General features: G+C 40.6%; 17 protein-coding genes and 1 pseudogene. 12 read left to right on the forward strand and 6 right to left on the reverse strand.

Annotated features, from left to right (window positions below):
• Window positions 1-367: 367 nt before the first annotated feature.
• From ACYVRA_RS04680 to ACYVRA_RS04690, 3 genes are all read right to left on the reverse strand, one after another.
• Window positions 368-1,396 carry an HD domain-containing phosphohydrolase gene (locus tag ACYVRA_RS04680; protein ID WP_461251592.1) on the reverse strand — a complete coding sequence of 343 codons (1,029 nt, stop codon included), beginning with the start codon at window positions 1,394-1,396 and terminating at the stop codon, window positions 368-370.
• Window positions 1,396-3,594, reverse strand: a complete 2,199-nt coding sequence (locus ACYVRA_RS04685) for a methyl-accepting chemotaxis protein (protein WP_461251593.1) — start codon at window positions 3,592-3,594, stop codon at window positions 1,396-1,398. The genes ACYVRA_RS04680 and ACYVRA_RS04685 overlap by 1 nt, the downstream gene beginning before the upstream one ends.
• 182 nt (window positions 3,595-3,776) lie before the next feature.
• Window positions 3,777-5,972, reverse strand: a complete 2,196-nt coding sequence (locus tag ACYVRA_RS04690; protein ID WP_461251594.1) for a methyl-accepting chemotaxis protein — start codon at window positions 5,970-5,972, stop codon at window positions 3,777-3,779.
• A gap of 220 nt (window positions 5,973-6,192) precedes the next feature.
• On the opposite strand from ACYVRA_RS04690, the gene ACYVRA_RS04695 reads away from it, so the two are divergent.
• From ACYVRA_RS04695 to ACYVRA_RS04735, 9 genes and pseudogenes are all read left to right on the forward strand, one after another.
• On the forward strand, window positions 6,193-6,696 hold the full coding sequence (locus ACYVRA_RS04695; RefSeq protein ID WP_461251595.1) for an NfeD family protein: 504 nt from the start codon (window positions 6,193-6,195) through the stop codon (window positions 6,694-6,696).
• Between the two features lie 17 nt (window positions 6,697-6,713).
• Window positions 6,714-6,935, forward strand: a complete 222-nt coding sequence (locus ACYVRA_RS04700; protein WP_461251596.1) for an SPFH domain-containing protein — start codon at window positions 6,714-6,716, stop codon at window positions 6,933-6,935.
• A gap of 67 nt (window positions 6,936-7,002) precedes the next feature.
• On the forward strand, window positions 7,003-7,824 hold the full coding sequence (locus tag ACYVRA_RS04705) for a hypothetical protein (protein WP_461251597.1): 822 nt from the start codon (window positions 7,003-7,005) through the stop codon (window positions 7,822-7,824).
• Window positions 7,825-8,010: 186 nt separating this feature from the next.
• Window positions 8,011-8,736, forward strand: a pseudogene (locus tag ACYVRA_RS04710) (SPFH domain-containing protein); the annotation flags it as partial.
• A gap of 239 nt (window positions 8,737-8,975) precedes the next feature.
• Entirely contained in the window at window positions 8,976-10,097 is a 1,122-nt protein-coding gene (gene murG, locus ACYVRA_RS04715; RefSeq protein ID WP_461251598.1) for an undecaprenyldiphospho-muramoylpentapeptide beta-N-acetylglucosaminyltransferase, read from the forward strand.
• Window positions 10,094-10,573, forward strand: a complete 480-nt coding sequence (locus ACYVRA_RS04720; protein WP_461251599.1) for a CvpA family protein — start codon at window positions 10,094-10,096, stop codon at window positions 10,571-10,573. The genes murG and ACYVRA_RS04720 overlap by 4 nt, the downstream gene beginning before the upstream one ends.
• On the forward strand, window positions 10,566-11,891 hold the full coding sequence (locus ACYVRA_RS04725; RefSeq protein WP_461251600.1) for a DNA polymerase III: 1,326 nt from the start codon (window positions 10,566-10,568) through the stop codon (window positions 11,889-11,891). Before ACYVRA_RS04720 ends, ACYVRA_RS04725 begins: the two co-directional genes overlap by 8 nt.
• Window positions 11,884-13,047 carry a two-component system sensor histidine kinase NtrB gene (locus ACYVRA_RS04730; RefSeq protein WP_461251601.1) on the forward strand — a complete coding sequence of 388 codons (1,164 nt, stop codon included), beginning with the start codon at window positions 11,884-11,886 and terminating at the stop codon, window positions 13,045-13,047. The genes ACYVRA_RS04725 and ACYVRA_RS04730 overlap by 8 nt, the downstream gene beginning before the upstream one ends.
• Window positions 13,044-14,408 carry a sigma-54-dependent transcriptional regulator gene (locus ACYVRA_RS04735; RefSeq protein ID WP_461251602.1) on the forward strand — a complete coding sequence of 455 codons (1,365 nt, stop codon included), beginning with the start codon at window positions 13,044-13,046 and terminating at the stop codon, window positions 14,406-14,408. The genes ACYVRA_RS04730 and ACYVRA_RS04735 overlap by 4 nt, the downstream gene beginning before the upstream one ends.
• A 16-nt stretch (window positions 14,409-14,424) precedes the next feature.
• On the opposite strand, the gene ACYVRA_RS04740 is transcribed toward ACYVRA_RS04735, so the two are convergent.
• Both ACYVRA_RS04740 and ACYVRA_RS04745 read right to left on the reverse strand, forming a co-directional pair.
• Window positions 14,425-15,474, reverse strand: a complete 1,050-nt coding sequence (locus tag ACYVRA_RS04740; RefSeq protein WP_461251603.1) for a PDDEXK nuclease domain-containing protein — start codon at window positions 15,472-15,474, stop codon at window positions 14,425-14,427.
• A 265-nt stretch (window positions 15,475-15,739) separates the two neighbouring features.
• Window positions 15,740-15,901, reverse strand: a complete 162-nt coding sequence (locus tag ACYVRA_RS04745) for a hypothetical protein (protein WP_461251604.1) — start codon at window positions 15,899-15,901, stop codon at window positions 15,740-15,742.
• Between the two features lie 167 nt (window positions 15,902-16,068).
• Between ACYVRA_RS04745 and ACYVRA_RS04750 the strand changes: the two genes are divergently transcribed.
• The gene (locus tag ACYVRA_RS04750; protein WP_461251605.1) at window positions 16,069-18,900 is read left to right on the forward strand and encodes a UvrD-helicase domain-containing protein; all 2,832 of its coding nucleotides are present in this window, start codon (window positions 16,069-16,071) and stop codon (window positions 18,898-18,900) included.
• A 123-nt stretch (window positions 18,901-19,023) separates the two neighbouring features.
• Here the strand turns inward: ACYVRA_RS04750 and ACYVRA_RS04755 are convergent, their stop codons facing one another.
• Window positions 19,024-19,593, reverse strand: coding sequence for a flavin reductase family protein (locus ACYVRA_RS04755; protein WP_461251606.1), 570 nt, complete (start codon window positions 19,591-19,593; stop codon window positions 19,024-19,026).
• A gap of 200 nt (window positions 19,594-19,793) precedes the next feature.
• On the opposite strand from ACYVRA_RS04755, the gene ACYVRA_RS04760 reads away from it, so the two are divergent.
• On the forward strand, window positions 19,794-20,174 hold the full coding sequence (locus ACYVRA_RS04760) for a radical SAM-associated putative lipoprotein (RefSeq protein WP_461251607.1): 381 nt from the start codon (window positions 19,794-19,796) through the stop codon (window positions 20,172-20,174).
• Window positions 20,164-21,228, forward strand: a complete 1,065-nt coding sequence (locus ACYVRA_RS04765; protein WP_461251608.1) for a TIGR04133 family radical SAM/SPASM protein — start codon at window positions 20,164-20,166, stop codon at window positions 21,226-21,228. Before ACYVRA_RS04760 ends, ACYVRA_RS04765 begins: the two co-directional genes overlap by 11 nt.
• Window positions 21,229-21,240 lie beyond the last annotated feature (12 nt).

A 21,240-nucleotide genomic window follows, 5' to 3' on the forward strand; every position in this document is an offset into this window, starting at 1 on the left:
TTTTTTTATTTCTGTTTTTGTTTTTATTTTTTATTATGTATTAATTTTCATTATTTCACTTTGTTTTTTTGTTTACTTTTTAGTTTATTAGGGGTGTCATATGTGTTTGGTGGAGAGGTCGGTGGATGCGGCTCTAGAGTGTGCGGATTGAGGAGAGGGGGGGGGGAGAAGTATATTCAGGAGTTACTGTAAAATCTGGCTCTTGGGATATATAGGTGTTTTTTAATCTCATTTTAGCTATTTTACCATATTTTGTATGTTTTGTCAAGAAAAAAATGCAATTATTACATTTTTTGAATTTATATCTTTTTACAGAATTTAATATATAAATCATGAATAAAAGACATTTAAATATTGTTGTACTTAGTTAAATATTATATGTAAAATCCCTTACATCTTTAAATTTCGCCTGTATTTCAAGAAATACTTCAACAATTTTTGGGTCAAACTGCCTGCCTGATTCCGCTAAAATGATTTTTGCCGCTTCTTCTTCCGTATTAGCTTCTTTATAGGCGCGTTTGGACATAAGCGCGTCATATGCGTCCACAACCGCCATAATTCGTCCATGTAAAGGTATGTCAGTCCCCTTAAGCCCGTGCGGATAACCGGTGCCGTCCCAGTGCTCATGGTGGTATTCGGCGTATAATTTGGCGTTGCTTAATAATTCTTCTTCGCCGGTTTGTTCTATCATCCTTTCGATTATCTTCACGCCTTCTTCGGTGTGGGCTTTCATCTGCTCATATTCATCATCGTTCAATTTGCCGGGTTTATTTAAAATCGTGTCCACTATTTTTATTTTTCCCATATCGTGCAAACGGGAAGAAAAAACGACCTTTTCTATGTTCCAGTTGCGTATTTCATCGGCGTAAACTCCTAGTTCCAGCATCGCTTCTATAAGTATTTTTATATACGCCGCTATACGGTCGTTATGCCCTTCAGTGTCCCTGTCGCGTTCCTCCACAACATTAGCCAAAACCGTCATGATGCCGTTTTGCAGACGTTTGATCCTATCAGTCCTGTCGCGGATAAGAGAATCAATGTCAAGCTGCGTTTTAATGCGGTTGACCAGCACTGGCGTTGAAAACGGCTTTGAGATAAAGTCAACAACGCCAAGTTCAAAGCCGAAGCTTTCAATGGAGTCTTCCCTGTAGTTGGTTAAAAATATGACGGGAACGTCCTTGTAGTAATTGTTGGATTTTAATTTTTGTATCGTTTCAAAGCCGTCCATTTCCGGCATTTCAATATCCAGCAGGATTAAATCCGGAATAAATTTTTCCAAAAGTTTAAACAGCTTTGCGGCGGATGACATAGTTAAAACTCTGTAGTGTTCTTTCAGCGCTTCTTTTGCCAATAACAGGCTTGTATCGCTGTCATCTACAATAAAAATTGATTTCATTATTCCACCTTGAAGCGAGACACTTCGCGCATGAGAGTATTAATTCCTTCGCGGTTCTTATTGCTTATCTCGTTTACTTGATGTACTGCAGTGTTTATCTGTTCCGCGCCTGAAGCCATCTCATTCATGCCGGAGGATATTTCTTGCGATACTTTTTCAAGATTTTGGCTTTCACGTATAACTTCCTTGCTGCCCTCAAGCATCTCCTCGCTGCCGCCTTTTACCTGCCGCGTGATTGAGTTAATATTGCCAATGCCTTCTAGAATTTGTTTGCTTCCCGTCCCCTGTTCTTCCATCGCGTTACGGATATTTTCTTCCTGATCAGATACCGTTTTAACGCTTGAGTCAATTGCCTTGAATTTATTAAGCACGTTTTCGGTTGAAGTGGTTATTAGGTCAATGGAACTTTTTATCTTTTTCAAGACATTGCCGATAGTCTTGGACTGTTCGCTGGAACTCTCCGCCAATTTGCGAATTTCATCGGCGACAACAGCAAAGCCCTTGCCCGCCTCACCGGCGTGGGCGGCTTCAATAGCGGCGTTCATCGAAAGCAAATTGGTCTGGCTGGCGATGTTTTCCATTACCGCGTTAATCTCCATAAGCCCTTCTGATTCCCGCGCTATTTCCTGAATGTCTGTCGCCACTTCCTGCAATCCGCCGTGTCCGGCTTCCGAGGCGTCTTTTAACGCTTTTACATTATCGGTATTTTTAACTAAGGTCTGCGTCACCGAATTGATATTGGCCACCATCTGTTCAATGGCCGATGAAGCCTGAGATATATTACTGCTCTGGTTTTCCACATGGCCGTTGAGTTTGTTGATGTTGGTGATAACCTGTTCCATGGTGGCATTGGTTTCGGTAACGCTCGCGCTCTGGTTAATGACGCGCCCCTTTATGCTTTGAATATTAGCCGTGATTTCGTTTACCGCCGCCGCGGTTTCCGTCATATTACTGGCAAGATCATTGCCGATGTTGCTCAGGCTTGTCGCCTCTCTCTTGATGACTAAAACAAGATTTTTAATTTTTTCCAGAGTTTTATTGAAGTACTTGGCAAGGTCGCCTACTTCGTCTTTGGATGTAACGTTTATGTTGCGCGTTAAGTCGCCTTCGCCCTCGGAGATGTCTTTGAGCGTTTCGGCTACTTTAACGATTGGGGCGGTAGTGCTGTTAAGGGTAAAGTATACGATTACCGCCGCTATTACAATGGCTATCGCCGCGATAATAACCGTAAACATGGTCATCTCATTTACTTCTTTTAAAATGTAAGATTCAGTTGCCGCGATCATTATGCTCCATGTCTTACCCGAATTGCCCAACGGGAAAGACTCTATGATAATTTCTACTTCTGTCTTCAAAGCCGGCGAGTAACTTGAACAACTATAAACATCGCCGTTTTGAACGGCTTTATTGGCAGCCTGAATATTATTGCCGTATATAACGTCTACATCGAGCAGTTGTTTTCCTACGCGCTCCGGCACATAACTCGCTAATATAAATCCGTTGCTTGAGTAAATTGAAATCGCCGAAATTTCTTCTCGTGTTTTTATGGTATTATCTATCGTCGGCTGTATTGCGTCTATTACGCAAAGAGCGCCCACGCCTCCCACAACTTCCTTGGTGCGGGAATTTATGATGGGAACCATTAACCTGAAATACCATGTGTCTTTTCCGTTTATATTTCTCGCAACAGGGTGTTCGTACCTGTCTTTAGTCGCGTTGGGACCGTTTAAGTACGCCATGGCGTCGTTTACGTCGCTGGTAACTGTCGTATTTGTCTGCCCGTTTTCCTGGCGAAACGCTACGGCGTATTGCCCGGTGGGAGTTGATCCAGGCCTGCCTATCATTCTATCATCCATTCCGTCAACGGCGTTCGGTTTCCAAACGGTGTAGACCTGATATATGGTAGTTTCCGCCGCAGTAACGGACTTCATCATGCTGTCATACATATCTCGCCTTTGTGCCACCGGATCACTTTCATAATCGCCCATTATATTTGCAAGCGTGCGAATAACCCGGTAAAGCCCGTCTTCTCTGCCTTGCCAGTATGCGGCGCGTTGACTGGCAAGATTATCAATACCTCGCTTGCTTAAACTAATGCTTGTGTTGGATGCCTGTTGTAATAGTAATACCGCAACTGCCGTTATAATGACAACTATAATTGCTATAACAATTAGGCTCAGTTTGATTTTTATTTTCATTTCTTTCCTCTCTTTTCTCGTATATAATAATTTTAGAATGCTTTTATAATAATCGTCAAGAAAAAATAAATTATATTAATTTTGGTTATTTATATAGGAAAACTGTACAAAAATAAATAAAAAAGGGCAACAAAACACATATAATTATGTTTTGCCGCCCCTTTAATTTCCATATCTTAGGATTACTCCACCTTGAAGCGCGAAACTTCCTTTAGTAAATCGTTAATGGCTTCACGGTTCTTTTGTGTCATATCATTTACATTGTTTACCGCTAAATTAATCTGCTCCGCGCCGGTAGCCATCTCGTTCATGCCGCCTGTTATTTCCTGCGTTACCCTTTCAAGGTTTTGGCTTTCTTTCATGACCTCCTGGCTGCCGTCAAGCATTTCTTCGCTGCCGCCTTTTACCTGCAAGGTTATTTCTTTTAAACTGCCCGTACTTTGCAAAAGCTGTTTGCTTCCCTGCCCCTGCTCTTCCATCGCGTTGCGGATATTTTCTTCCTGTTGGGAAACGGTCTTAACGCCCGTGTCAATAGCCTCGAACCTTTTAAGCACGTTATCGGTGGAGCTTGTAATTTTTTTGATAGAATCCGCTATTTTCTTAAGTACCGTGCCAATCGTCTTGGACTGCTCGCTGGAGCTTTCAGCCAGTTTGCGGATTTCATCGGCGACTACAGCAAAGCCCTTGCCCGCCTCGCCCGCGTGCGCGGCTTCGATGGCGGCGTTCATCGAAAGCAGGTTGGTCTGGCTTGCGATATTTTCCATTACCGAGTTAATTTCCAACAAACCCTCTGATTCGCGGGATATTTCCTGAATGTCTGTCGCCACTTCCTGCAATCCGGCGCGCCCTACTTCGGAGGCTTCTTTTAACGTATTAACATTAGTCGCGTTGTTAATAAGCGTACCGGTAACTGAATTGATATTTGCCACCATTTCCTCTACGGCAGACGACGCCTGGGAAATATTTTGGCTCTGTTTTTCCACTTCGGCGTTGAGTTTGTTGATGTTGGTGATAACCTGTTCCATTGTAGCGTTTGTTTCGGTTACGCTGGCGCTCTGATTAATGACGCGCCCTTTGATGCTCTGGATGTTGGAGGTAATCTCGTTGATTGCCGCGGCGGTCTCGGTCATATTGCTGGACAGGGCGGTGCCAATATCTGACAGCACGCCCGCCTGCTTTTTAATTAGAAGCACCAGATTTTTGATTTTTTGAATTGTTTTGTTAAAGTAATCGGCAAGGTCGCCTACCTCGTCTTTGGAGCCGACTGGGATTGTCCGCGTCAGATCGCCTTCGCCTTCGGAGATGTCCTTGAGGGTATCAGATACCTTGACTATCGGGGCGGTAGTGCTGCTCAGAACAAGGTAGATAATTACAACCGCCACAATAATGGCTATCGCCGCCATAATAATGACGAAATTTCTTAAAGCGTTGACTTCCCTAAGGATGTAAGATTGAGTTGACCCGACCATTACAGACCATGTTGTCGGAGAAACGCCTATTGGAATATTGGCGACTGCCATTACCATGTTTGATTTCAGTTCCGGGTCGTAAGCCATACCTTGCCATTCTTTCGCGTTTTTAATAGCCTCTTTGACTTCGTTTAAGTATTTGCCGTATTGCGTTTCCTCGTCAATTTTCTTTCCAATAAACTCAGGCAGGTAATTTGCCATAATAAACCCGTTGTCGGAATAAATAACTATAGAGGTAACTTCATCATAATCTTTGATAGTCTGCTCTATCCTGGGTTGTATCATGGCGATGTCCAACTGACAGATTACGGCTCCTACAACATCATTAATGCGCTTGTTTAAAATGGGGCAAGTGATTCTGACGGCAAAGGTATCTTTTCCTTGATTCTTAAAAGGGGAGGGATCGCTCATCGCGACTAATTTGGCGTTTGGTCCTGTTATCCATGCCATTGTCTCCTGAACGACTGAGCTGGCCATAACTTTTATCTCACCGGTTTCTCTTGTCAGCGTAAAAGCGAATTGTCCGGTCGCTGTTGAGCCTTCCCTGCCTATGTAACGCGCGTCATTGCCGTCAATGGCGTTAGGCTTCCAAATGGTGGTTAGCCGTACAAAATCGGGCATATCCTCAAAAACAGACTGTAACGTGTCCTCATACGTCTGCCGCCTGGTGTTTACATCTATGTTTTCATAAAAATTCATCACATACGATAATGTTTGCAATACTTCTATATAACCGCCTATACGGCCATCCCAGTACTGCGCGCGTTGCCGTGCCAGATACATTGTTTTCTGCTTGGCAAGATTCATGGTTATATTGGATGACTTTACCAATTCAATTATGGCAATGCCTCCCGCTACGACCAACACAATGGCGATCATCATGATGCTTAATTTAATTTTGATTTTCATTAGTCACTCCTTTATTTTCCTTTATTTTGACATATTTTGGCGTAAATTATAAACCTTACAATTATTGTCATGTTTTTTTTGGCATTTGTCAAGGGAATTTGCATGAAAACATGGGAATTATTCGAGAAGTGGGGAAGCAGTGAGCATTGAGCAGTGAGCAATTAGCAATGAAAGAGTCACGAGTCATTGACATTTGCCTGGGTTTAGGCTAAAATTAACTATGCTTTTTGATATAGGCTTTGTTCCTCCCCACTGGTTTTGGGTTTTCCTCACAGTATTATGCGCCGTTATCGAGGTGTTTACCTTAGGCCTTACAACAATTTGGTTTGCGATTGCTGCCCTTGTCATGGTTTTTCTGTCCTTCTTGCACATACCGTTGGTTTATCAGGTAATGATTTTTCTTGCAATTTCGGCAATTTTGCTCTTTTTTACCCGCCCGATAGCGGTAAAAAAGCTGAAAATCGGCAGGGAAAAGACCAATGTTGACAGTTTGGCGGGAAAATCCGCCCTTGTAACAAAAAAAATTACCGAATTTGACAGGGGAGAGGTTAAATTGAACGGTCAAATTTGGACGGCTAAAACGGAAGACGGCTCCACCTTAGAGGAAGGAAGCAAGTGCGAAGTAGTGCGAATTGAGGGCGTTCACGCGATTGTTAAACCTTGTAGTAATGAAAAAAGTGATGATTCACCGTTAGATGATAAATCACCAATAACAGAAAAATAATTATAAAGGAGTATATTATGTGGTCAATTATTTTAATATCAGCGTTTGTTTTAATATTAATCATTTCTAATGTCAGGATTGTATCCCAATCCAACGCGTTTGTAATTGAGCGGCTTGGCGCGTACAACGACACGTGGAGTACCGGCATTCATGTAAAATTGCCGTTCCTTGACCGTATCGCGAGCAAGGTTTCGCTTAAAGAGCAGTTATATGCCATTAAATCCGAAAACATTTTATAATTTACTTGACAATAGTATAAAAATAAAATATAATTTTAGCAATTTTCAATAAAGATGGAGAGATGGTATGTCAGAAAATGGTTTAGAAATTACAGTTGCAGAAGGTCAATTTGCTTCACTAAAATTGCCTGCATTAATTAATTTTTATAATTTTACAGGTATTCCAAAATTTGACGATTCAAATGAAAAGCAAAAACTTTTGGAAGATACAAAAAATTGGAATAAAAAAGAAAAAATTGAAGGTTATATTAAATTCGCGAGAATTTCTGCTTTTATTGCACTTGTTATTGTAGGGCTTATACTTTATTTTAAATTTCACATCGCTTTGTTTATAATATTCACAATTTTATTGTTCTCTGGCTTTATTTTATTAATAATAAAAACAAGTCCAATAATAAAAAAATATCGAAATAACGCACCAGAAAAACAACCATTAACTGAAGACCAAGAATATCAAAATTATTTGGAAGGTGTATTTCGTAATATACATACAAAATACTTAAATGGTTTTAGGGCCTTTGAATTTGATAATTGGGGCTTTTTATTTTATTCAAAATTGGGTTGTACTTGTATAGATTTAAAATCTGGAGAAATGGTTCTATACTCAAAAGAAAATATAAAAGATGTATTATTAGAGCATGTACATCTTGGTACAACGACAACTGGTTCTGCCTATACTTCAGGTGGAATGGACAGAGGTATAATATTTGATTTTCATTATACGCAATATTCAGACACTTCAGTAGATACAGATTCAATTCAACATTATGAATGGCGTTTAGATATATTGACTGATTTTTTAGAATTTCCCAAATTGTCATTTAGGTTTGCAGATAATAGCAAGGGAGAGGATGAGGCAAAAATTATTTATGGAATATTAAAACCATAATAAATGCGGATTTAACGGCATATAACAGGTCTGTTTACGCTTCGCCGCCCGTTGGGCGGCTCGGGCTACACAAAACCGTGTTCGGGCTTCGCCCTCTGCACGGTTTTGTTCCGCCACAGTTTGGGCAGGGGTCAATGCTACGCATTGCCCTATTACCTGCCCAAACCGTCGTAAACAGCCGGAACGGTAGCCGATTTCGCCCCCCAGCCTGTAATTACAAAAGACAATGTCACCATGATGATCGACACCGTAATTTATATGCAGATAACGGATCCAAAGCTGTTCGCTTATGGCGTTATTAACCCCATGAGCGCCATTGAAAATCTTACCAGCACCACATTGCGTAACATCATAGGAGAGCTGGAGTTAGACGAAACTCTTACAAGCAGAGACATGATCAATACGCGTATGCGAACTGTGCTTGATGAAGCTACAGACCCCTGGGGCATCAAGGTAAACCGCGTGGAAGTAAAAAACATCGCCCCGCCCAGGAGTATTCAAGAAGCGATGGAAAAGCAGATGAGAGCCGAGCGCGAAAGAAGGGAATCGATCCTGAGAGCCGAAGGCGAAAAACAGTCTGCCATTCTTGTCGCCGAAGGCCAGAAAGCGTCGGCGATTTTAAAAGCCGAGGCGGAAAAAGCCGCAGTTATTTTGCAGGCGGAAGCCGCGAAAGAAGCCGCCATCCGCGAAGCCGAAGGAGAAGCGCAGGCGATCCTTAACGTGCAGAAAGCGACCGCCGACGGCCTAAACATGATAAAGAGCGTAAACGCCGACGATCCCCTGATAAAACTGAAAAGCCTGGAGACCCTTCAAAAAGTAGCCGATGGCCAGGCAACGAAAATTATTATCCCCTCTGAGATACAGAATTTAGCGGGGTTAGTTACTAGCGTAGCGGAGCTGGTTAAGAAGTGAGAAGTGAGAAGTGAGAAGTGAGAAGTGAACAGTGAGCAGTGAGCAGTGAGATTTGTTCGTTATCTTAGCGTGAAAGTAATAAGCTGATCTTACGAACAATAACACTTCTCACTTCTCACTTCTCACTTCTCACTGCTCACTTCTCACTGCTCACTACTCACTTCTCACTGCTCACTATCCACTAATAACTTCCTCCTCCCCCACTATCCACTATCCACTATCTACTATATACTCCTCTTATGGTAAGTATCGCGTTTACTGGCGGAGGGACGGGAGGGCATATTTACCCGGCTCTCGCGGTCGCGGCAGAGTTAAAAAAACTGCTTTCCGGGCGTGAGTTTCAGTTGTTTTGGATTGGTTCCTCCGCTCAGCTTGACCGCTCTCTTGTGGAAGAAGCGGGTATTAAATTCTTCCGTATCCCTTCAGGAAAATTAAGGCGTTATTTTTCACTTAGGACATTTGTTGATTTTTTTAAAGTTATCGGCGGCTTTTTTGCTGCGCGTAAAATATTAAAAAAACAAAAAACCAATTTATTGTTTTCCAAAGGCGGTTTTGTAAGCGTGCCGCCATGCGCGGCTGCCGCGTCTTTGGGAATAAAAGTTTTTACCCATGAATCGGACTTCAGCCCCGGTCTTGCGACTAAAATTAACGCCCGTTTTGCGGCGCGTACAAAGGGGCGAATATTTACAGCTTACGAAGAAACTGGGCGTTTTTTACCCAAACCATTACATGATCACATAACGGTTAGCGGCAATCCCGTGCGGAGCGTTTTTCATAACGCGGACGCCGCGAAGGGCAGGGCTTTTTTAGGCGTTGATAAAGATGATGAGCGGATTCTTCTTGTCCTTGGCGGCAGTCAGGGGGCGGTTGAAATTAACGAACTTATCCGCGTTGTTTTGCCGGAACTGACGCAAATTTACACCGTCGTACATCAAACAGGCCCGAACCTTACATGGGACGTACCGGCAAGCAAGAGGTACAAACCTTTTCCGTACATTAAAGATGAAATGCCCCACGTAATGGCGGCGGCTGAACTTGTTATGGGAAGAAGCGGCGCGGGCATTTGGGAGTGGGCAACAGTTGGAAAGCCGATGCTGTTAATCCCGTTAAGGGGAGCCGGCACAAGGGGAGATCAAGTGCAGAACGCCGAATATTTTCAAAAAGCGGGAGCCGCGCAGGTGTTAGGTGAAAAAACAACGCCGTGGGCGCTGATAAACGCGGTTAATTCTTTCGCGCAAGATGGGGAAAAAAGAAAAAGTATGTCTGAGGCTTCCGCAAAAATAGGCGAGCGGGACGGCGCTTTAATTATCGCCCGCGTTCTTGCGGATGATATTGCGCGGCGTTTTGGAGGTGAGAAATGAATTTTTCAGCGATTGATTTTATCTTTATAGGATTAATAGCGCTTTTTATGATCCGCTGTTATCTGAAAGGCTTTTTAAGCGAAATATTATCCATGGCGGCGGTGGTGCTGGGGCTTCTTGCCGCGTTATTTTTCCATAAAAACGGCGGCGTGTTTTTAAGAAATCATTTCTGGCCTGAATTAAAAGTCATTCCTGAGATTGCCGCGTTTGTTATTCTGTTTATAATTGTTTTTTTAGTCGTAAAAATAATAGAAAAAACGCTGGTCAATATAGTTAACAGCGTAAGACTTTCCGGCGTAGACCGTTTTCTTGGATTGATTTTTGGTTTGGTGGAAAGCATAGTACTGATAGGATTAATTCTTTTACTGATAAAGATACAGCCGCTTTTTGACGCAAGCTCATTGCTGGAGAATAGTTTTTTCGCTAGGATAATACTGCCCTTAATTGCCGTAAAGGAGAAAATTTTAAGTGTTTGAGAATATTATTGAACAGAGCGCGGTTATTCAATTGCGCGGCGATATTCTCTCAAAGCGCGACGCTCCCAGCATGTTGTTTTTTGGCCCGTCGTGCAGCGGAAAAGGCAGCGCCGCGATTGAATTGGCGCGCGTTCTCTCCTGCGAAACGGACGCTTCATGGAAATGCAAATGTTCTTCTTGTGAAAGGCACAGGTTTTTACAGCATGACGATCTTTTAATATTGGGCGAGCGGCCTTTCTCCCCTGAAATACTCGCGTGTCAAAAGGCTTTCCTGAAGAATACGTCAAACGCGACTAAACTTTTATTTTTTAGGTCTCTTAGAAAATTACAAATGCGCTTTTCTCCCGTTTTAATGGAAAATGATTCAAAGACCGCAAAGGCAGTATCCTCAAATTTATTGTCTCTCGATGAAGGACTTAATGAGCTTTTATTGATTAATGCTGAAACTGTTACAGAGGCCGCCAATAATAAACTCTGCGCTTCACTTGTAAAAGACGCGCTTGCCCTTGAAAGCGAAGGAATTAACGGCATTCCTATAAGCCACATACGAAGCGCCACATACTGGTGCAGGTTAGCGCCTAACGGCAAGCGCAAAACGCTGATAATAGAAAACGCTGAAATTATGAGGGATGACGCGCGTAATTCGCTATTAAAACTCCTTGAAGAGCCGCCTCCTACCGTCAGCATTGTGCTTACCGCCGGGAGGCGCGAGGCTATAATGCAGACAATTTTATCCCGCCTGCGCCCGTACCGCTTCTTAAAACGGAGCGCGGAGAGCGAAAAAGAAGTGATTAGGCGTGTTTTTCAGGAAAAATCGGAGCTAAATTACGCCAATCAAAAAGGCTCAATTCTTGCCTCATACCTTGATTCATTTCTTCCGCAGAGTACGGAAAAATTGTATCCGCTTGCCGCGTGGTTTATTGTTTCTTTCGCGCGGACGGCTTCCGTTTACGCGAAAAACAAGGGGCATACTCCCGCTTTTTTAATAGCGTTAGGTGAAAAGTACGCGCCGGTTGCTGAAACTGCCGGGCTTGAGCGTTATTCAAAAAACAGCGCTATTGTAAAAACAATACTGACTCAAAGTAAAAACTTTGAAGAAGTTTCATTTTCCCGTTTTATGAATCTCACCCTTGAATTAATAGGCGATTGTTTGCGCTGCGCGAATGCTCCTGAATATATAGCGTATAACGATTTAATCAAAAAATATGTAAGTGAAGCTGTGACTTCCGTAGACGTGCTTAATATAAACGCGGCTATTACGCTTGAAAATCTTTTATATAAATTAAAGACGGGGGCGGTAAGAGGGCGTTATGGTTGATTTTTTCAGGCGCGCCTTAAAAAAAGTAAACAAGCTCAACTCGGAACAGCGCAAAGAGCTATTAATTTCCGCCGTGGAAGAAATCGACCTGCTTGGAAACGTTCTTGATTCAATAGACATGGGCATTCTTGTCTGTGATAACAAGGATAATCTTGTATTGGCGAATAAATGCGCCCTTAGAATGATTTCTATTAACTACATCGAAGGAGTCAAGTTAGAAGACGCCATATTAGACGATCAATTTATTGAAACTTTTAAGGACATAATCGCCAACCGCGAAAAAATAATTGATAAGGAGATAGAAATAGACCAACAGGAGCGCAGAAGGTTGTATTCCGTAAATGTCGTCCCCCTTGTTCACAACAAAAAAATTGCAGGGACTCTAATTTATATAGAAGATATTACGGAAAAGAGAAGGGGAGAGGCGCGTCTTAGAAGGGCGGAAAATCTTGCAAGCCTTACCACTTTAGCGGCGGGCGTTGCCCATGAGATTAAAAACCCGCTTGGGTCAATTTCGATACATCTTCAACTTTTGCAAAAAGCGCTGGCTAAAAAAAGCGAAGCTTCTGAAAAGAAAACGGATAAATATTTTTCTGTTATTAAAGAAGAAATTGACAGGCTTAACCGAATTGTAGTAGATTTTTTGTTTGCCGTGCGCCCGATGAATCTTGAATTGCGCGAAGGCGACATTAACGAATTAATCGCGCAGCTTATGGAGTTTGTAAAGTTCGAGATGAAACAGTCAAATATAGTCTGTATGCTTGAGCTTGACGAGAATCTGCCAAAAATATTATTTGACGAGCGGTATATGAAACAGGCGCTGCTTAACCTAATAAAAAACGCGCAGGCGGCGATGCCAAAAGGCGGGGTTTTTACCGTAGCCACAAAATTTGCCGATAATGAAATAAGAATATCGCTTTGCGATACCGGTATCGGCATAAGCAAGGAAGATATTGCGAAAATTTTTGAGCCGTATTTTACGACGAGGGAAGCGGGTACGGGGCTTGGACTTACGCAGGTGTATAAAATTATCAGGGAACATCAGGGTGAGATAACTGTGGATTCGTCCCCTGGGACAGGGGCTGAGTTTAGAATAATTCTGCCGGTGCCGCAAAAAGACACGCGGCTTATTGCATATAACGGAGGAAAATCATGAAATTCCGTCTGCTAGTAATTGACGATGAAAAAAATATCCGCAACGGGCTTGCCGAATCTTTGCAGGAAGACGGCTATGACGTTGTGTGCTCTGAAAACGGCGACGAAGGCTGGAAACGTTTTTGCGACGGAGACATCGACCTTGTAATAACAGACCTTAAAATGCCGGGTTTAAGCGGCGACGAACTGTTAAAAAGAATACTCGCGCAAGCTCCCGGTTTTCCAGTCATTGTTTTAACAGGACACGGCACGGTGGAAAACGCCGTCGCCGCAATGAGAGACGGCGCGTGGGACTTCCTTACAAAGCCCGTAGATTTAGACCATCTTTCCTTAAAAGTAAAACGCGCTCTTGACAACCGTGAGCTATTTTTTCAACACCGCAGAATGGAAGAGGAAATTGAACGCAAAAAACAATTTAACTCAATCATTGGCAACTCGCGCAATATGCGCGATGTTTTTGATTTGATCAATAAAGCCGCTCCCACAAAAGCGTCAATATTAATAACCGGCGAATCCGGCGTAGGAAAAGAGTTGGTAGCCGACGCGATACACGATCTTTCCCCGCGAAAAGATCAGCCGCTTGTTAAGGTTCATTGCGCCGCCCTAGCCCCCTCGTTACTTGAAAGCGAACTTTTTGGCCATGAAAAAGGCGCGTATACCGGCGCTGTTTCCCAGCGCAAGGGAAGATTTGAACTTGCCTCAGGCGGGACTCTTTTTTTGGATGAGATAGGCGAGATAGACCAAAACATTCAAATTAAATTACTGCGCGTCCTACAGGAGAAAAAATTTGAAAGGGTAGGGGGGGAGCAAACAGTAGAAATTGACGTGCGGATTATTACCGCCACCAATAAAGATTTAAAAGCGGAAATAGAAAAGGGAAACTTCCGTGAAGATCTATACTTTCGCTTAAACGTGGTAAACATCAACGTCCCGCCGTTACGTGAAAGAAAAGACGACATTCCCCTGTTAGCCGCGGCTTTCCTAAAAGAATTCGCCCTTGAAAACGGCAAAAAAATTGAAGGGATAAACGAAAAAGCCCGCGCCCGCCTGTACGGTTACGATTGGCCTGGCAATATCCGCGAATTGCGAAACTGCATGGAAAGCGCCGTTGTTATGTGCCAGTCAAACGCTATTAACGTGGGCGACCTTCCCCCCGCTTTCCGTAACGCGGAAGATGACGGTTGGATTAACATAAGGCTAGGCTCTAACATGGCGGAGTGCGAAAAAATTATTATTCGCGACACTCTTTCTCACTGCAAAGGAAATAAAAGTAAAACCGCGGAAACTTTGGAGATTGGCAGGAAGACGCTTCTTCGCAAGCTCGCGGATTACGGGCTTGGGGGGCAGGATGAAGGGGAGTAGGGTTTTTTTAATTATTTCATAAATCGTCCGAGTTATCTTTATCGTTGTTAAATTGAATTTTTAATATTTCCTTTTGCCGTTCAATTTCAGTTATCAATTCTTCCTCGGTTGGCAGATATGGCATATATTTTGCGGCAAATAACTGTTTGTTTTCATTAAGAACAGAATATCGCGCTATGGTTTTATCTGTCTCGGTACAAAGCAATATGCCGATGGTCGGATTATCGCCCTCACGTTTTTTCATGTCGTCAAACATACGAACATACATATCAAGCTGTCCTATATCTTGATGTGTGATTTTATTTGTTTTAAGTTCGATAAGTACAAAACACTTCAAAATAAAATTGTAGAATACCAAGTCGATATAAAATTCCGCCGTTTCTGTCTTTATAAGCTGTTGCCTGGATACAAAGGCAAACCCCTTTCCCAATTCAAGAAGAAAACGCTGAATATGATCAATGATAGCTTTTTCAAGTTCTGCTTCAATATAACCGAAATTAGCCGGAAGACCGAGAAATTCGAGGACTGTGGGATTTTTGATGAATTCCAGCCTATCCTGAAAATCCGCTGTTTTTTCCTTCATTTCCGCTATGACGATTTCTTTGTTCTGCGAGGATAGCAAACGCTGATAATAAAGAGTGGAAATGTTTCTGTCTAGAGTTCTGACAGACCAGTTGTTTTCGGAAGCCTTGGCAAGGTAGTATTTTACGGCATTTTTATCGGTAAGCCTCATAATCAGCCTGTAATGAGACCATGTCAGATTTGGCGCACAGTGTGCGCCAAATTCAAAATCCATAAAATTCAAATAAAATTGCCTGTATTCACGAAGACAGCGCTCCGCAAAACCTTGTCCAAACTCGTTTTGAAGTTCTTCGGAGAGTGTTTTTATTACTTCTTTACCATATTCCGCCCGTTGTTTGCCGTTTTGTTCTTCTTCGACAATCCTTTTTCCGATAAGCCAATAGGCTTCTATCATTGCGGAGTTAATGGCGGTGTGGGCTTTGTTTCTGGCGGAGATGATGATTTGTTTTATTTCGGTGATGTAGGTTTCTGTTGTGTGAGACATTATACCTCCTTATCTCATATTAAATTATGGCGAATATTACAAAAGCATTCAAACCTGCTTGCTTTCTAAACCCCTCGAATTCGAGTGGTTTAAAATCCATTTTTTTAATTGTGGCGAATTCGCCATAATTAAAATTTAGATTAACTAAATTCTCCATTACCTCTCTCTTCTTTACCAAAATCGTTATAGTTATTGAGGTTCTGCTATACAATTGTATAGATATTTTATTGATTTGTCAAATAAAATATACAAACAAAATAAACGCTTATTTTAAATACTGTGTAAAAACTTCTTTAACGGCTTGATTTACCTTTTTTATTACATCTTTTGAAAGGCTGTTTATTAATGGTTTATTGTCATAAGGCACAATATCGGGTTTGAATAGTTCATAAAGTTCTACATCAAAACTTTCCGCAATTTTTGCCATTATATCCGGTTTTGGAAATTTTAACCATATTTTTCTTGTCCATGTAAATACAGTAACTCCTGTCTATATATAATTGTATAGATATTTTAGTTAGCTTGTAAAGTTAAATTATTTGAAATATGATAATATTTATATAATTATTAATAACTTTATATAAGAGAAGACTTATGTCGTTAATTTTATGCCCAGAATGTAACAAAGAAATATCAGATCGAGCAGAGAGTTGCCCTCATTGCGGCTTACCTGCAAAGCATTTTGGCATATCTGCAAAAAAAGGTAAGGTTACTACCACTGCCAACTCATCGCTTGATTTATCAATCCTTCGTAATGACTTAATTTCTTTTGAGCATAGTTATCAGACTTTTTTTGGAGCTAGTCATTATATAACGGCACGTGAATTAACAAACCTGAAATCGTCTTTTCAAGAATGGGCTGAACAGCTTTCCGTAAAAGCTGCTTATGATTACTGTAAGGAAAATGCTCCACGTTTTTCGATAGATATAGAAACTCTCAACTCTTTTATGTGTCGTTACGAAACGTTGGATCAAGACGCAGAAAGCCATAATGCCCAATATATCGATCATATTGTAGAACAGAATAAAAGCTATTTTGACAATTTATTGAAAGACATCGATCCGAATATCACACTTGATGAAGAACAACGAAGAGCGGTTGTAGCGGATGATGATTATTGTCTTTTAGTAGCAGGTGCAGGAGCTGGAAAAACAACCACAATGGCTGCAAAAGTAAAATATTTGGTAGAGAAAAAACAAATTCGCCCTGAGGACATCATCGTAATTTCATATACCAATAAAGCTATAGACGAATTAATAGAACGTATTAATAATAAACTTTGTATTCCGGCAAAAATCTGTACTTTTCACAAATTTGCCTATGATATAGTCCGAAAGTTTAGTGATACTCCGCCTGAGGTAAATTATTCCGCTTTTAATATTATTCGGGAAATGTTGGAAAAGGAAATATTTAATGATAAAAAATTGTTGAGAAAAGTTTTATTATTTTTTGGTTATCATTTTGACTTGCCTGCTGATATAATGAAATATGACAACCTTAATCAATTTCATTTATCTAAAGCAGCACAAGATTATGAAACAATAAAAAGCGGGGCAGGAGATTATATAAAAAAAGTTTCCACACAACGAGAACGTGGTTTGAAAACATTAACAGGAGAATATCTTCGTTCTATACAGGAAGTGCAAATCGCCAATTTTCTGTATCTTAACGGACTGGATTATGAATATGAGCCTGTTTATCCTCACCCTATCAATGGCGCAAGAAAAAAATATACGCCAGACTTTATCATTAGTCAGGGAGAACATAGCGCATATTTAGAACATTATGCTATCAGTGAGAGCGGTTACAGCAGTGTTCTTACACATAAAGAAATAAAAAAATACTCATCTGCTATAAAAGATAAAATCAAACTTCACCGTCTTATGGGAACAACTTTGTTAGAGACATGGGCGTGGTATAAGGATAAACGTCCGTTATCCGAACATTTGAAAGAAATACTCGTTAAAGAGGGATTTATACTCAAAGAACGAAATTTTCAGGAAGTATATAGAAAAATTGTTGATACTAGCAAAGATAAATATATTTTCAAAATGATAGAGTTTTTGTTAAAATTTATTGCACAATTCAAAACATGCGGTTATGCTGCAGGAGGATTTAAGACATTAAAGGAAAAAACAGATAATCCTCGCACACATTTATTTTTAGAAATAGTAGAACCAATTTATAATTATTATCAAAAGCGGCTTGAAGAACAAAATCGTATTGATTTTGAAGATATGATAAACTTTGCACATTTTTATCTTGCAGAAATAGAGCGACAACAACTAGAAATGCCTTATAAATACATTATCATTGATGAATTTCAAGATATTGCACGCCAACGTTTTAATTTGACAAAACGGTTAAGCGAAATAACAAAAGCAAAAGTTGTTGCTGTCGGTGATGATTGGCAATCCATATTTGCGTTTGCAGGCTCTGAAATAGGTTTGTTTACTCGTTTTTTAGAGCTTATGGGAAGCGGTGTGGAAATGAAAATAACTCATACTTACCGAAATTCACAGGAATTAATTGATATTGCCGGAGGGTTTGTACAGAAAAACATTTCACAAATTAAGAAAAGACTAATATCACCAAAACATATTGCCAACCCAATTATTCTTACAGAATTTGACGATACATTTAAGCCTGATTATGCAATGGCGGAAGCAGCCGAAAAAACAATTGAAAGTATTATTAATGAATACGGACAAAAGACATCTATTCTGCTTATTGGGCGTTATAATTATGACAGCTATAAAATTTGTAGGACTGGCAAATTCTCTGAATTACCAGGAAACCGAATTAAAACTGAAAAGTTTCCCAATGCAAATATTACATTTATGACTGCTCACAGCGCAAAAGGGCTTGGTTTTGATAATGTAGTTATATTGAATATGTTTGAAGGAAAATTCGGTTTCCCATGCCAATTGGAAGACGATCCTATTATGAAGCTTGTACGCTTTGAAGATACTTCCATGCCTTTTGCGGAAGAACGAAGGCTTTTTTATGTTGCGCTTACCCGCACAAAAAACAAAGTTTACATTCTTACACCGCAGAAAAAACCGTCACGTTTTCTTATTGAATTAATAAATGATTATAAAATTTCACACTCCGAAAATGTAAATATGGAAACAGTCGATATATTCAAACTGCGTTGCCCGGTATGTAATTATCCTCTTAAATATGAATTTAATAAAAATTACGGCTTAAATCTTTATCTTTGTACTAACGAGCCTGAAGTATGTGATTTTATGACAAACAACAAATCACATTTGCATGATATTTATAAATGTAATAAATGTGCTGATGGTTATATGATTGTGAAAATAAAAAAGGATGAGGCGTTTTACGGTTGTACAGGATATGATAGCAATGACAAATCAAGTTGCCGAAATACTCGCCCAATTTATGAAAAGAAAACATAATAAATAATGATACTAATGCGAATGTCACTCTTCGTGTTCTTCTCTTCCTTCGTGCTCTTTGTGAGAAATCTTTTCCAATAAATTCATCTGCTAGACAAAAACGGTTTATAACATTACTGTCAATTATTTAATACCCTTCATCGCTTTTCCCCAATTGCAAATTTCATTTCCGTCCCATGAAAAATATTTTCCCGTTAGTGTATGAACGGGACTAATTTTCTTTATTCGGTTTTCAACGCTTAATGATTCGTCGCGTAAAAATTCATCGGCAAGCGCGTTTCTTATTTTGCAAAAAAACACTTCACTGTTTTTAAATATTACGGATTGATCGACTTCTAATTCAAAAACAAAGGGACTTTTTGAAAAAACAGGAACATTAAGAACTTGACCTTTTTCCGTTTCAATTTCAACGTTCATTTTGTCAATGTCATAGCCTGATTTATTGCCGAAATAATCCGCGATGGGCAGTATTTCTTCCGTAACAAGATTAGCGGAAAAAACTTTATTCTTCCGTATCAGGTCTAATGTTAATTTATTTTCTCCGATACAAGCCATTACGCCCACTTCTTTGTCCCAATAATAACTTAACCAGCCAAATAACCCGAAATTCGGAGTATTGTCTGCTTTATAAGTACCATACAGAAACAATGATTGAGGGCAAAATTTATTTGATGTCGGGATTGATTTTTTCATTATAAGTCACTCCTTTTTAATCTAACTTTATTCAAAAAATAAATATTAATTAACTATTTTATTTTCTGTTATTAAACAATACGTTTTATTTTTCTTTTTTTCTACTATTTTAATATTTTTCAATCTATCTGGGTACAAGCGTTAAAAAAGTTGTTGTGCGATTAGCAAAAATGTGTTATATTATATTTAGGAGGCCGATTATGGTTAAATTGTCAGAGAAAAGCCGCAGGGTTTTACGGAGAATTTATCAGGGATTGGGAGCGGCAACCGTTTCGATTTTGTTTCAGGCATGTTATGGGATGCCTATGGATAATGATAATAATGTTTATATTAGCGGGGCAGTCAGCTCAAAAACGAATAATCCCATTCAGGGGATAAAAGTTTCGGTTACAAATTTATCGCCAGACCGTTATACAAATGAAGAGGGTATTTTCAATCTTTTCGCGCCACGGCTTGAATCATATGAATTGCGATTCGAGGATGTTGACGGGGCCGATAATGGTTCTTATAAAACGCTGAAAAAGACAATTACATTGAGCGATACCGATACGACTTTGCAAATTCAATTAGATGAGAAATAATTTTTCCCGTTTTATTTCCCGAAGTTTTATAAAAAACGAAACCGCCTTGCACGAGCTGACGTATCTCTTTTGGGAGTGTACAAGGCGTTGCAGTTTAAAATGCCTCCATTGCGGTTCCGACTGCGTAGAAGATTCCAAATTTCCCGATATGCCTTTTGATGATTTTTTAAATGCGATTCTGCCCTTGAAAGACGTATGTAAGCCGGACGCAATAACGGTGGCGATAACTGGCGGAGAGCCAATCCTGCGGAAAGATTTGCCGGAGTGCGGCAGAAGACTGCGTGAAAACGGATTCCGCTGGGGGATAGTGACTAACGGGTACGATTACACGCCTGATATTCACGGCAGGCTGCTTAATGCGGGCATGAGTTCTCTGACATTAAGTCTTGACGGAGTGGAGCATGCCCACAACTGGCTGCGTAATAATGAAAAAAGTTTTTCCAGAGCGGTAAAAGCGTTGGAATTAATTACCGCTTGTGACCGTCTGAATTACGACGTAGTTACCTGCGTGAATCAAAAAAATATTGACGAGCTTGAAAAGCTTAGGGAATTTTTAATTGCGCGTAAAGTTAAAGCATGGCGGCTGTTTACAATTTCGCCAATCGGCAGGGCGGCGGACAACGGTTTATTGCAGCTAACGCCGCCGCTGTTAAAACAGCTCATGGATTTTATTGTAAGTTCGCGCGCCGATAAACGCATGGCGGTGACATTCAGCTGCGAAGCATGGCTTGGCGATTACGAGTTGGAAGCCCGCGACACGTATTTTTTCTGCCGCGCTGGCATACAGATAGCGTCCGTACTTATAGACGGTTCCATATCGGCCTGTCCCAACATTAACAGGGACTTTATACAGGGAAATATTTATCGTGATAATTTTATTGACGTATGGAACAACCGCTTTAAAATAATGCGCGACAGAAGCTGGACAAAAACTGGGATATGCCTTAAATGCAAAGATTATAAAAATTGCCTCGGCGGCGCAATGCACTTATGGAACGAAAAAAAAGACGGTATTATGACTTGTATCCATCAAAAATTGGGATCCGTCATGTAATACGCGTTACAT

This window comes from Treponema sp. R8-4-B8 (assembly GCF_054786175.1).